Annotated in this window: 11 protein-coding genes and 1 tRNA gene; 5 read left to right on the forward strand and 7 right to left on the reverse strand. The window is 70.2% G+C overall.

The annotated features are described in order from the left end of the window. Positions 1–21: 21 nt before the first annotated feature. The 4 genes from hscB to HUA78_RS00975 all read left to right on the forward strand — a co-directional run bounded on the left by hscB (position 22) and on the right by HUA78_RS00975 (position 2,972). The gene (gene hscB / locus HUA78_RS00960; RefSeq protein WP_141644223.1) at positions 22–579 is read left to right on the forward strand and encodes a Fe-S protein assembly co-chaperone HscB; all 558 of its coding nucleotides are present in this window, start codon (positions 22–24) and stop codon (positions 577–579) included. After that, entirely contained in the window at positions 576–2,420 is a 1,845-nt protein-coding gene (hscA, locus tag HUA78_RS00965) for a Fe-S protein assembly chaperone HscA (RefSeq protein WP_174466345.1), read from the forward strand. Before hscB ends, hscA begins: the two co-directional genes overlap by 4 nt. A 1-nt stretch (position 2,421) precedes the next feature. Then, entirely contained in the window at positions 2,422–2,799 is a 378-nt protein-coding gene (locus tag HUA78_RS00970; RefSeq protein WP_141644225.1) for a 2Fe-2S iron-sulfur cluster-binding protein, read from the forward strand. A gap of 89 nt (positions 2,800–2,888) precedes the next feature. Beyond that, a tRNA-Leu gene (locus HUA78_RS00975) sits at positions 2,889–2,972 on the forward strand. Between the two features lie 75 nt (positions 2,973–3,047). On the opposite strand, the gene HUA78_RS00980 is transcribed toward HUA78_RS00975, so the two are convergent. Next, a complete protein-coding gene (locus HUA78_RS00980; RefSeq protein WP_141644238.1) occupies positions 3,048–4,091 on the reverse strand; it encodes a lysylphosphatidylglycerol synthase transmembrane domain-containing protein in 1,044 nt (347 codons plus the stop codon). A 71-nt stretch (positions 4,092–4,162) separates the two neighbouring features. Beyond that, entirely contained in the window at positions 4,163–5,716 is a 1,554-nt protein-coding gene (locus tag HUA78_RS00985) for an alkaline phosphatase family protein (RefSeq protein ID WP_174475839.1), read from the reverse strand. A gap of 182 nt (positions 5,717–5,898) precedes the next feature. Between HUA78_RS00985 and HUA78_RS00990 the strand changes: the two genes are divergently transcribed. Continuing rightward, positions 5,899–7,071, forward strand: coding sequence for a BamA/TamA family outer membrane protein (locus HUA78_RS00990; protein WP_174453537.1), 1,173 nt, complete (start codon positions 5,899–5,901; stop codon positions 7,069–7,071). A gap of 63 nt (positions 7,072–7,134) precedes the next feature. Here the strand turns inward: HUA78_RS00990 and HUA78_RS00995 are convergent, their stop codons facing one another. The 5 genes from HUA78_RS00995 to fni are packed head-to-tail and all read right to left on the reverse strand — an operon-like array spanning position 7,135 to position 12,573. Beyond that, positions 7,135–8,214, reverse strand: a complete 1,080-nt coding sequence (locus tag HUA78_RS00995) for a mevalonate kinase (RefSeq protein WP_174475470.1) — start codon at positions 8,212–8,214, stop codon at positions 7,135–7,137. Then, the gene (gene mvaD, locus HUA78_RS01000; RefSeq protein ID WP_174453536.1) at positions 8,214–9,200 is read right to left on the reverse strand and encodes a diphosphomevalonate decarboxylase; all 987 of its coding nucleotides are present in this window, start codon (positions 9,198–9,200) and stop codon (positions 8,214–8,216) included. The genes HUA78_RS00995 and mvaD overlap by 1 nt, the downstream gene beginning before the upstream one ends. Before the next feature lie 8 nt (positions 9,201–9,208). After that, positions 9,209–10,141 carry a mevalonate kinase gene (gene mvk / locus HUA78_RS01005; protein WP_141644229.1) on the reverse strand — a complete coding sequence of 311 codons (933 nt, stop codon included), beginning with the start codon at positions 10,139–10,141 and terminating at the stop codon, positions 9,209–9,211. Positions 10,142–10,146: 5 nt separating this feature from the next. Beyond that, positions 10,147–11,475: a hydroxymethylglutaryl-CoA reductase, degradative gene (locus HUA78_RS01010; protein WP_141644230.1), complete on the reverse strand. Its 1,329-nt coding sequence runs from the start codon at positions 11,473–11,475 to the stop codon at positions 10,147–10,149. 39 nt (positions 11,476–11,514) lie between these two features. Continuing rightward, positions 11,515–12,573 carry a type 2 isopentenyl-diphosphate Delta-isomerase gene (fni, locus tag HUA78_RS01015; RefSeq protein ID WP_174463118.1) on the reverse strand — a complete coding sequence of 353 codons (1,059 nt, stop codon included), beginning with the start codon at positions 12,571–12,573 and terminating at the stop codon, positions 11,515–11,517. Positions 12,574–12,727: the final 154 nt, after the last annotated feature.

Below are 12,727 nucleotides of genomic sequence, written 5' to 3' on the forward strand. Positions count from 1 at the left end.
CACCCCCATGGAGCACACCGAGTGAGGACCCACTTCGACGTCTTCGGGCTGCCGCGCGCCTATGACGTGGACGTGCCCGCGCTGGAGAAGCAGTACCGCGAGCTTTCGCTCCAGCTGCACCCGGACCGCGTGGCCCAGGCCGACGCGCGCGAGCGCCTCAAGGCCCTGGAGGGGACGACTGCCCTCAACGAGGCCTTCAAGACGCTGAAGGACCCGGTGCGCCGCGCCTTCTACCTCCTGAAGTTGCACGGGGTGGACCTGGACCGCGAGGACGCGGGCGCGCAGAAGGACATGCCCCTGGAGTTCCTCGAGGAGGTCATGGAGCTGCGCGAGGCGCTCGACGGGGCCATGGAGAAGAAGGACCTGGCCCGCGTGCAGGCCATGGGCAGCCAGGTGCGGGGCCGGAGCAAGGCGGCGCTCGACGAGGCGGCCGGTGTCCTCAGGGCCCTGGAAGGTGGGGGGCCAGCGGAGGAAGCGCCGGCCCAGGTGAGAAAGGCATCGCACGCGCTGGGGCGGGTGCGCTACTTCACGCGCTTCCTCGAGCAGGTGGACGCGTTCGAGGAGGAAAGTCTGTCGTGAGCAAGAACGGCTACCTGCAGATCCACGACCCGCTGAAGCCCAAGGGCCAGGCCGTGGGCATCGACCTGGGCACCACGCACTCACTCGTCGCCGCGGTGGCGCAGGGCAAGCCCCGCTGCGTCCCGGTGGACGAGGGCGACTCGCTCCTGCTGCCCTCCGTCGTTCACTACGGCAAGGACGGCGGCGTGGTCACCGGCGCGCGCGCGCGCGCCCTGGCTGGCGAGCACCCCACCGACACCATCTCCTCCGTGAAACGCTTCATGGGACGCGGCCCCGACGACGCGGAGACGCGCAAGCTGGGGCACTACAAGTTCGCGCCCGGCGCCAACGTGGTGCGCTTCGACGTGGCCGGCGGCAACCCGGTGACGCCCATTGAAGTCTCGGGCGAAATCCTGCGTGCGCTGAAGCGCCGCGCGGAGGCCCACTTCTCCATGAAGGTGGAGCAGGCCGTCATCACCGTGCCGGCGTACTTCGACGACGCCCAGCGCCAGGCCACCAAGGACGCGGGCCGGCTCGCGGGTCTGGAGGTGCTGCGGCTGCTCAACGAGCCGACGGCGGCGGCGCTGGCGTACGGACTCGACAAGGGCAGCCAGGGCACCTTCGCCGTCTACGATTTGGGCGGCGGCACCTTCGACATCTCCATCCTCAAGCTGGTGGACGGTGTGTTCGAGGTGAAGTCCACCGGCGGCGACTCCGCGCTGGGTGGCGACGACTTCGACCGGGCCATCGCGTCACAGGTCTTCCAGGCGCTCGGCATCACCGAGCCCTCCCTTTCCCTCGTGGCCCAGACGCTGGCGGCCTCGCGCAAGGCGAAGGAGGCCCTCACCGACGCGCCCGAGGCGACCGTCACCGTGGGTGGCCAGTCGCACACGGTGAAGCGCGCGGACTTCGACGCGTGGATTCAGCCGCTGGTGAACAAGACGGGGCTCGTGTGCCGTCGGGCGCTGAAGGACGCGGGCGTGGTGGCCGGGGAGCTGGACGGCGTCATCCTCGTCGGCGGCTCCACGCGCGTGCCCGCCGTGCGGCGCTTCGTGGCGGAGATGTTCGGCCGCGAGCCCCTGGGCGACATCGACCCGGACCAGGTGGTGGCGCTGGGCGCGGCGGTGCAGGCGGACCTGCTCACCAACGAGGACCGTCAGGACGAGGTGCTGCTGCTGGACGTGATTCCGCTGTCGCTCGGGTTGGAGACGATGGGCGGCATCACCGAGAAGTTGATTCAGCGCAACTCCACCATCCCCACGGCGGCGGCGCAGGTGTTCACCACGTTCAAGGACGGGCAGACCGGCCTGGACGTGCACGTGGTGCAGGGCGAGCGCGAGCTGGTGGAGGACAACCGCAGCCTCGCGCGCTTCACCCTCTCCGGCATCCCTCCGTTGGCGGCGGGCATGGCGCGCGTGGAAGTGCGCTTCCAGGTGGACGCCGATGGCATCCTCTCCGTCTCCGCGAAGGAGCAGAGCACCGGTGCCGCGCAGTCCATCACCGTCACGCCGAGCCACGGCCTCACGGAGGATGAAATCGAGCGGATGCTGCTCGACTCCATCGAGTACGCCGAGGACGACATCCAGGCCCGGCAGCTGCGCGAGCAGCGCGTGGACGCCGAGCGCGTTCTGGCCGAGGCGGACCGGCAGCTGCGCGAGCACGGCGCGCTGGTCCAGGGCGACGAGCGGGCCGCCATCGACGCGGCCCTCGCGAAGGTGCGCGAGACGGCCCAGGGCAACGACTACCTGAAGCTGAAGGAGGCCGTGCACGCGCTGGACGAGACGTGCCGCCCCTTCATCGAGCGGGTGATGAACCAGGCCATCACCCAGGTGGTGGCCGGCCAGTCGGTGGAGGACTACTGACGTGCCCAAGGTGATTTTCAAGAGCCCCCTGGCCGAGGTCAGCGTGGACGTGCCCCCGGGGACCATCCTCCTGGACGCGGCCGAGCAGGGCGGTGCCCAGGTGGGCCATAGCTGTGGCGGTGTCTGCGGCTGCTCCACCTGTCACATCTGGGTGCGCAAGGGCCTCGACTCGCTGAGCGAGCAATCGGACGCGGAGGCGGACCGGCTGGACATGGGGTTCGACGTGCGCCCGTACTCGCGGTTGAGCTGCCAGACGGAGGTCAGCCAGGAGGACGTCACGGTGGAGATCACCGAGGAGTCCCTCACCGCGTTCATGGATGAGAACCCCGTCATCCGCCGCGCCCTCGAAGCCGAGGGGAAATGGCCGCTGAAGAAGTGAGCTTGTTACGTAGTTCTTGACGGCGCGGGGCAGGACTTCTATATGTCCGCCCCATCGCAGCAACGCCGCAGCGCCGCGAGGAACCACCTGCCCAGGTGGTGGAATTGGTAGACACACTAGATTCAGGGTCTAGCGCCTGCAAGGGCATGGAGGTTCGAGTCCTCTCCTGGGCACAAAGTTGAGAAGGGGTCCTGGTTTCAAACCAGGGCCCCTTTTCGCTTTTCAGGGCTCGGATTGCCCCCGCGCGCTCACGGTGGCGCCGGCTCGACGGACTCGTGGGCCACGTGGTGCGCCGCCTCGCGCGCCAGGCTGCCGCCCTTGCGCAAGTCCCTGATTCGAATCTTCCGGACGTAGACGGAGATGGCCCCCACTCCCGCCTGACTGAGCACCGTCCCCAGGTGGGTGAGCGTGGCGAAGGCCGCCGCGTCCTCCGGTGAGGCCCCCAGGCTGCGGGCCGCCCAGCTCGTCACGAAGTAGTAGATGCCCATGCCGGCCGGGACACCCGGGAGCGCCTGTCCCAGGGAGATGGCCCCCAGCATCACCGCCCCCGCGAAGAGGCCCCCCTGGATTCCAATGCCGTGCAGCGCCAGTCCGTAGGCCAGCGCGGACGCCAGGACCGGGCCCACCGAGAAGAAGAGCACCTTGCCCATGCCCCGGAAGGAGCGCGCCGAGCCCAGGCCGTCGCTGACGTGATGGAGGAGGCCCTCCAGGCGCGGGAAGCGGTGACGGCGGTGCAGCGAGTTCGCCAGCGGCGCGGACCAGTGGGCCAGCAGCACGACGAGGGCGACCAATCCCACGCACAGGGACACCGCCACCTTGAGCTGCCCCTGGAAGCGGGAGAGCGTGGCGCCGAAGGGCCCCAAGAGGGAGAGCGTCACCAGCAACATCAGCGCGGCGAACTCCATCAGCTTGCAGACGCCGACGGTGCCCAGGCAGCGCAGGAAGGGAATGCGCTCGGTGCGCGACAGGAGGAACGAGCGGAGGATGTCGCCCAGCTTCCCCGGCAGCGCGTTGTGGACGAAGGCGCCAATGGCGACCAGGTGGTAGCGCTCGCGGAAGGGCACTCGCTTGCGCAAGGTGCTCTGCCATTGCACCGCGCGCAGCGGGATGATGGAGGCCTGGAGCAGCACGAAGGGCAACAGCCACACGAGGTGGCCGGGCAGGTCCCTCAGGAACTCGTCCAGGGGGAAGCGCGGCTCGAGCAGGGGCCCCGGGCCTTGAAGGTGCCACCGGAAGAACGCCGTGGAGAGCAGGACGACGGACAGCGCCAGCCCCAGCACGGCGAGCAGCACCTTGGGCACGCTGACGCCGCGAGCCGAGGGACTGGGCCACCTGCCCGTCGTGGACCGAACGGGGTCCTGCTTCACTGGACCCACCGCAGTCGGAGCGCGGGCTCCAGATAGGCCTCCGCGAGCCGCTCGTGCAGGTCCGCGCAGTGGCCCAGGCCGGACAGGTCCACGGGCGCGTCCGCGGGCCAGCACACCAGGCTGTTGGCCTCCGTGCGCGTCAGCCCGCCGTGCGAGCCGAACTCCCACGCGAAGCCCACGGTGCCTCCGCGCCGCACCGCCTCACCGAAGAGGACCAGGTCTCCCGCCGTCTTCATCGCCGGCAGGCCCCTGAGGAAGTCCGCCACCGCGCGGCGGCTGTACTCGGGTGCCAGGGGCGCGCGCTCCATTTCATCCGGGCCGTAGACGCCACCGCGCACCACGGCCACCGCGGAGTTCCCCCGGCGCATCGCGACGATGCCGATGTCCGGGCTCCGCGTGGCGCGCGCCAGCACCTCCGGATGCCGCGCCAGCAGCGTCCTCGCCTCCAGCGGCTCGCTCTCGCCGGAGAGATAGACATGGGCGAAGTTGCCGCACTCGATGACGACGGGCTTGAAAGGCGCGCGCGCGACGGTGTCCGGCTCGGGCAGAGAACGTCCCTCACACAGGCCCCGCGCCACGTCGTCGGACAGCGGGACGTGAGCGCCCTCGAACAACATGGACTCCAGTCGAACGCCCTGGCGCTGCTCCAGCGGCAGGCTGTCCACGTGTCCGTGGTCCGAGAGGATGACGACGTCGTAGGGCCGCTCCACCGAGCGCGCCATGGCGTAGAGCTCCGAGAGGTACGCATCCACCCGGTGCAGCTCCTCCAGCGCGATCTCCGAGCGGGGCCCTCGGCGGTGGGCCACCTCGTCGTAGTTGCCGAAGACGAGGTAGATGGCGGGCACGCCGCGCACCATGTCCACCAGGGCCTTGGTGTGCGCGAAGCTCCAGCCCAGGCGCTGGAAGAGCACGCGACTGAGCAGGAAGGACTGCTCGTGGCGCCAGTCGTGGAGGGCGCGAGACCAGCGGGCCACCTCGCGCGCCGACTGCCACGTGTCCATTCCGAACGAGCGCAGGAAGTCCCACGCGCCCCGTGTGCGACCGGCCGACAAGCCCATCAGCTCGTAGGAGAGCGAGCGCGACATCAGCTTGAAGCTGCCCAGCGTGCTCATGCTCAGCGCGTTGTCCGCGCCCGCGCGAAACAGCGAGAAGTACCCGTGGCCACCGCCATCCAGCAGGCTGTCGCGCCCCGCGCCTCGCAACCGTTGATCGATTTCCAGCGCGTCCGAGGGCACGTTCATCTGCACCTTGCGACCCAGCTCCCGGTCGTACCAGGAGTAGGCAGGCAGGTTCGACTCGCGCATGCCGTACAGCAAGCCCGCCTGGAAGTAGGGCGTGGAGGTGGGCGCGCCCCAGAAGGCGTCCTCCAGATGAAACGCCCCCGAGCGGATGAGTCGTGAGAAGAACGGCATCTTCCCGACGACAATCGCCTCATCCAGCAGGGCCTTCGGCACCCCGTCTAAATGGACAATCAAGAGGTTCCGGCGCCGATGCGCCGCTGCGGGCGGAACTTTCGAGCGAACCCTCCGCGCAAGTCCGTGGGCCCACATCCATGAAGCTGGGGTAATGACACCACTCACGTTGACGCCTCCCCTCCTTCGGCAGGCAAAATGAGCACTTGGGGGGACGGCCGCCTTCAGTCGAAGGCAGCCCTCCTGGAAAGCAGGCGGGCAGGTAGCGCCGTCCTTCAGTCGGGATGGATCCGACTCAGAGAGGCGTCACCACGGTCCCCATGATCATTCCCGCTGTCCTCCTCGCACTCCTGAGTGCCGCTCCGGTGACGCCGCCTGCCCGGCCGGCGCCTGGGCTGGCTCCCGCGAAGACGGACTCCGGCTCGGACATCATCGCGCTGCCGATGATGACGTTCAGTTCGGACCACGGCATCAGCTACGGCGCGGTGGGCGGCATCTACCTGTACGGCCCCGGCAAGACGCCGTACGCGCACGGCATCGGCGCGCAGGTGCTCTTCAGCAGCCGAGGCGTGCAGAGCCACTACCTGCGCTACGACGGGCCGCGCCTCATCGGACCGCTTCGCCTGGAGGCAGGGCTCGAGTACCGCAGGGAGCTGCGCAGCCCCTTCTTCGGCGCGGGCAACCAGTCGGCGCCGGACTTCAAGGGTGACCTGGACAACGAGCGCTTCACGTTCGACAAGGGTTCGCCCGGCGCGTGGCTGCGCCTTCGTGGCCGGCCCTTCGGTCCCACGCATCCACTCCAGTCCTACGTGGGCTACGCGTGGCGCAACACGAGCGTGAGCGCGGAAGACCAGTCCATGCTGACGCAGCAGCAGCCCATCGGCATCGAGGGTGGCTCCACCGGCCAGCTCCTCGTGGGCGCGCTGTGGGACACACGCGACGACGAGACGGACCCGCTGGAGGGCGGCGTGGAGGAGCTTGCGCTGCGCGTGTCAGGCCAGGCGACGGGCAGCCGCTATCAGTACGTGGGCATCACCTTGAGCGAGCGGCGATACCTGCGGCTGTCGTCACGGCTGACGCTGGCGCAGCGGCTCACGCTGGACATGCTCTTCGGCGACGTGCCGTTCTTCGAATGGAGCAACACGGGCGGCGTGAATGTGTCGGAGGGCATCGGCGGGATGAGCAGCGTGCGCGGCATCGAGCGCAACCGCTTCTCCGGCAACATCAAGGCGTTCAGCAACACGGAGCTGCGCTTCCAGGCCGCGCAGATGCAGGTGTTCGGCAAGAGCATGAAGGTTGGCGCGGTGATGTTCCTGGACCTGGGGCGCGTGTGGCACCCGGGCGTGACGGACGGGAAGTGGCACGAGTGGCACCCGGGCATCGGCGGCGGCCTGCGCCTCACCCGGCGCGCCGCCGTGGTGCGCATGGACTACGCCCGCTCCACCGAGACGGGCCGCCAGCGCATCTACATCACCTTCGGCCACATGTTCTGAACGGAGCCAATGCCCCAGTCTCGCTCGTGAGTGAGTGAGCGAGGACGAGGGGCGTCGCGTGACTCAGACGAGCGCGTCCACCCAGGCACGCAGCCGCGCATCCACCTGCGTCTCGCCCCGGACGCCCTGCTCGGCCTCCAGCAGCAGCGTGTGGAAGCCGCGCGACTCCAGTCCCTTGCACAGCTCGGCGCGAGCCTCCGCGTCCGGTGCGAAGAGGATGCAGCCGTCGCCGCCCCCCGCGCCGGACAGCTTGCCCACGCAGCCGTAGGCCGCCGCCATGGACAACACGCGGCGCATGCCTTCGGTCTCCAGCGGCCCCAGTTCCAACAGCAGCGCGTGCTGCGCCTTCACGGCCTCGGAGAAGCCTCGGAAGTCCCAGCCCGCGAGGCCGTCTTCCATCACCTGCCCCACCATGTTGGAGCGCTCGACGAAGGCCTGGCGCCCAGACGCCTCCAGCCGCGCTTCCACCTGGCCAATCAGCACGCGCGTGGACGCGCTCTCGCCCGTGAAGGCATACGCCATGGACACCCGGGGCACGGGCAGTCGCCACACGTCCACGGAGGCCGACTCCGTCAGCGCCGCGCTCAGCCGTCCGCCGTTGCTCGCGTCGACCAGGGGCGTCACGTCATAGCGCCGGTAGCGCAGCACGCCGCCCGCGAAGCTCGCCGCCACATCCCCGCCGCTGCCCTTGCCGCCCTGCCCCTGCGTGTGCGCCAGCAACGCCAGCTTCAGTGCGTCGTAGCGCTCCTCCAGCACATAACGCGCGCTCTCGGCCGCCAGCACCGTCGCGCACGCGCTGCCGCCCATGCCCAGCTTCTGCCCGTTGGGCCCCACGGCCGAGGGCGCCACCGCGAAGTCGAAGCCCTGGCTCGCGCGGCCGTGCGCTCGGAGCGCCTCGTCCAGCGTGCGCGCCACGAAGGAGAAGCCCGCGGGCACCTCGCGCTCCCAGCGCACGCCCCGAGGCGTCACGCTGCCGCCCAGCGACCCTTCCTCCAGGCAGACATGCACGCGCGCATCCTCGCGCCGCCGCACATAGGCCGCGGTGCGAGGCGCCACCGCGGCCACTCGCGCCACCCCGCCCCACAGCACCGCGTACTCGCCGGAGACGAACAGCTTGCCCGGTGCGGAGAGGGCGCGCTCCATCAGAACAGGTGCTCCTGCTTGAGCACCGCGTCCCCGCCCGGCACGCAGCGAATCACGTCCAGCGCGCCACACGCGCGGGCCAGCGCCTCCGCCGCGACTTCGTTCGCCGCGTCCGTCAGCAGCACCGGGTTGGGGCCCGCGTCCAACGTGAACCAGACGGGGATGCCCTTCTTGCGGTGCTCGCGCAGGTGCTGGATGAGGCCCAGCGTCCCCGCGTTCAGGTAGCAGAGCGGCGGGTCGGCCGCGAGCGACGTGGAATGCATCCGCCACGCGTTGCGCTCACACAGCTCCCCCAGCGCCTGCAAGTCCCTCCGGGCGATGTGCGCGCGGGCACGCGGCACTTCCTCTTCCGCGTCACGCACCCAGGCCGGGTAGTACGGGCTGGTCTCCACCGTCTGCTTCATCCCGTCGCGCGACTTCACGTCCTTCTCGCCCCGGTCCAGCACCGCCACCACCATGCGCAGGTCCGGCCAGTGCGCCGCGTCGAAGCGCTGCACCGCGAAGCTGTCGTCTCCGTCCGGGCGCTCGCCGCGCTGCCACTCGCAGAAGCCACCCTCCACGCTGCGACACGCGGAGCCGCTGCCCAGCCGCGCCAGGATGCTCGCCGCCCTCGCGTCGGACGGCAGGCCCGCAGCCGCGCGTCCCGCGACAGCGAGCGCCGCGAAGCCCGCCGCGCTGCTCGCGAGCCCCGCCGCCATGGGGAAGTCTCCGCGCGAGACGACCTTCGCCGGCCCCAGCGCGTCCTTCGTCTGGGCGCGCACCGACTCCAGCAGGCGCAACACGCGCTCGCGCTCGCTGCCCTTGGACGTGTGGCCGTTGATCTCCACCGTGTCAGTCGGGACGCCGAACTCCACCGTCGTCGTCACCGACAGGGGCGACAGCGTCAGCGACAGGCTGGACTGGTGTGGAAGGATGAGCGCGTCGTCCCGCTTCCCCCAGTACTTCACGAGGGCGATGTTGGGATGCGCCAGGGCAGTGGCTTTCATGGGAACACTCACGGCGCTCGCGGACCCGCGAGCTGGCTGCTGAAGCAGCGCACACCGAGTCGGGTGAGCTGGACCACCGCGGCCTCCGGTTCGAGGAACAGACCGACCACGGCCCCACCATCCCCACCCGCTCCGGTGAGCTTGGCGCCCAGCGCCCCCAGGCCACGCAGTCGATACACCATCTCTTCCAGCGGCGGCGAGGACAGGCCCAGCGCCGCCAGCAGGCCCTGGTTGACGTTCATCGCGTCACCCAGCGCCTCCAAGTCTCCGGCTTCCACCGCCTTCGCGCCTTCCGACGCCAGCCGCCCCATCTCCGTGAAGAGCCGCCGGTAGCGCTCGGGCCACCGCGCCTGCCGCTCCCGCAGCGCCGCCACCGTCTTCTTCGTGGGGCTGCGCTCACCCGCCAGCGCCACCACCACCTTGAGCGGACGGGGACTCTCCACCGTCCTGCCGCGCCCCACCGCCGCCGCGTTGGGCGTCCGGCGATAGAGCAACAGCCGCTCCTCCGCGCTGGTGGTGTGGTCCACCCCGGAGGGCGTGCCGTGGAACTCCTGCTCCATCTCCCACGCCACCCGCGCGGCCTCTCGCGGCGTGGCCTCCTTGCCCGCCGCCAGCAGCAACAGCCGCGCGCACGCCACGGACAGCGCGGCGGAGCTGCCCAGTCCCACGGACAGCGGCAGCTCCGGGTCCAACGACACCTTCACCGGAGGCTCGCCCACCAGCTTCGCCGCGCGCGCGAAGGCCAGGGTGAGCAGCGCCCGCTGTCCCCGGCTCAGCGTGGACGGCAGGGAGAGCTGACACTTCTTGGACGGCACGCCGCGAGCCTTCACGCCTTGCGACAGCGGACCCGCCAGCGCGGGATGGCCGTACACAACGCTGTGCTCGCCCAGCAGGATGACCTTGCCGGCGCCGAACGTGGACAGGGAGGACTGGGTGGCCACGGCGCTCAGAGTGTCGTGCCAGTGGCGGCAGCGGCGTCCTCGGCGGACAGGCTGGCGAGAATCTCCCGGGCCTTCTCCACCTTCACGTGGCCCGCCTTCACCAGCAGGTCCGCGAGCTTCTCCACCCAGTCACCGCGCGCGCCCGCCGTCACCGCCACGCAGCGCGCGTGCAGCGCCATGTGGCCCTTCTGGATGCCAATGCTGCCCAGCGCCCGGAGCGCCGCGAAGTTCTGCGCCAGCCCCACCGCCGCGAACACCATGGACAGCTCACGCACGCTCGAGGCGCGCAGGAGCTTCAGCGCCATCTGCACGCCGGGGTGCACCTTGATGGGGCCGCCCACCAGGCCCAGCGCCATGGGCAGCTCGATGCGGCCCACCAGGTGACCTTCCTCCAGGTACCACGTCGACAGCGGGCGGTACTGACCGCCACGGCAGGCGAACGCGTGCGCGCCGGCTTCAATCGCGCGCCAATCCTGCCCCGTGGCGATGGCCACCGAGTCGATGCCGTTCATCACGCCCTTGTTGTGCGTGGCCGCGCGGTACGGGTCCGCCTCCGCGAAGCGGCTGGCCTGGGCGATGCCCTCGGCGATGGTCTCACCGGGCATCTCGAAGTCGGCGAGCATCGCCAGGGGGATGCGGCACGTGGCGCGCGCCAGCCGGCGGTCCGCCAGGTTGGAGAGGATGCGCAGGTACACCTTGCCGCCGGTGATCTGCTCCACGAGCGGTGCCACGCCCTCCGCCACGGTGTTGATGAGGTTGGCCCCCATCGCCTCCTGCGTGTCGATGAGGATGTGCACCACGAGCAGCGGCTCGCCGCGCGGGCCCTCGGGGGCCGGCAACACGCGAACCTCCACGTCCTTCGCGCCGCCACCGCGCGCCACCATCGCGGGATGGAAGCTGTTGGCCAGGGCCAGCAGTTGCTCCTTGTGCGCCAGAATCTTCTGAGTGGCCTCGGTCGGGTCGCCATAGCGCGTCACCTGGACCTGGCCAATCATCATCGACTCGTCGGCCTCGGCGATGAAGCCGCCCGCCTCGCGGACGATCTTCGCGGCGAACGACACCGCCGCCACCACCGACGGCTCCTCCACCGCCATGGGCACCAGGTAGTCGCGCCCGTTGACCTGGAGGTTGAGTCCCAACCCCAGCGGCAGGGAGAAGGTTCCCACCGCGTTTTCGATCATCTGGTTGGCCAGGACCGGCTGCAAAGCCTCCGTGCCGCGAAGCTGCTCCAGGTCCGCGGGCGAAAGCCGCAACATGCGAGCGAGCTGCGCGAGGCGCTCATCCATCGGCAGCTTGTGGAACCCGGAGAGCCGGGACGTCACCGTCTCAGACATGTTGAGTCTTCCCTCTTCCTGCGTCGACGCGCACGGCCGCTATAGCGCCGCAATCCAATCCTTCAACACTCCGGTCACCACCCGCGGCCGCTGCCTCAGCTCAGCGCAGCTTCTGCTTCCCGTGAGCACGAGCGCCTGTCGCAATCCCGACAGGATGACCGCCAGCGCCTGCTCCGCCGCCTCCACCCCACCCGCCTGTTGCGCCCGGAACAGCGGCAGCGCCATTCCGCCCAGGTCCGCGCCCAGCGCGAGCACCTTCGCCACTTCCAGCCCCGTCCTCACCCCGCCGCTGCCGACCAGCCGAGCCTCCGGCCCCACGGCCGCGCGCACCGTCGCCACCGCGGCCGCCGTGGGAATTCCCCACGCGCTGAATTCCGCGCCCACCTGAGCTTGTACGCCCGTGGCCCGAAGTTGTTCCACGCGAACCCACGACGTGCCGCCCAGGCCGGAGACATCCAGGTTCCGGACCCCCAGCGCCACCAGCCGCCGGGCCACATCCGGACCGATGCCACACCCGGTCTCCTTCACGAGCAGCCGGTCGCCGAAGGCCTTCACCAGCGCCCCCACCACGTCGTAGCCGCCCCGGAAGTCCCGGTCGCCCTCGGGCTGGGTCAATTCCTGGCCCGCGTTGAGGTGCAACGCGATGCCGTCCGCGCCGATGTCCTCCATCAACCGCCGAACCCCGTCCACGCCCAGCCGCACCGCCTGATAGAGCCCGATGTTGCCCAGCAACGCCACCGTGGGCGCGACCTGCCGCACCTGGAAGGATGCGGCCCGCGCAACGTCTTCCGACATGGCGCGCTGGCTTCCAACACCAAACGCCAGACCATGTCGCTCAGCGAGCAATGCGAGGTCACGATTGACCGCGCCCGCGCGCTCGGTGCCGCCTGTCATGCCCGTGACGAGCAGCGGGTGGCGCAACTGCTTTCCAAGAAACGGAGTGGACAGGTCCACGTCCTCCACGGCCATCTCTGGCATGGCGCAGTGGACCAGGTGGACGTGCTCCAGGAGGGTGCTGTTTCCGCCCGGCTCGACGTCACCGGTGGCGCACAGGTCGAGGTGAGCGTCTTTGCGCCGCGCTGTGATGTCCTCGACCATGAGAGAAGCAGCCCGTCCCAAGTGCCCGTCAGGGCGTGTAAGTGCCCGATGGCTCGCGGGTTTCCTAGCAAGCGCCGGGGGACGGGCGCAAGCCAAAGGGCCCGAGCGGTCCGCCCTGGTGACTCAATGGACGGCGGACACTGCTGGACGGTAT

It is taken from the genome of Myxococcus sp. CA033 (assembly GCF_013336625.1).
In the GTDB taxonomy this organism is placed as follows: domain Bacteria; phylum Myxococcota; class Myxococcia; order Myxococcales; family Myxococcaceae; genus Myxococcus; species Myxococcus llanfairpwllgwyngyllgogerychwyrndrobwllllantysiliogogogochensis.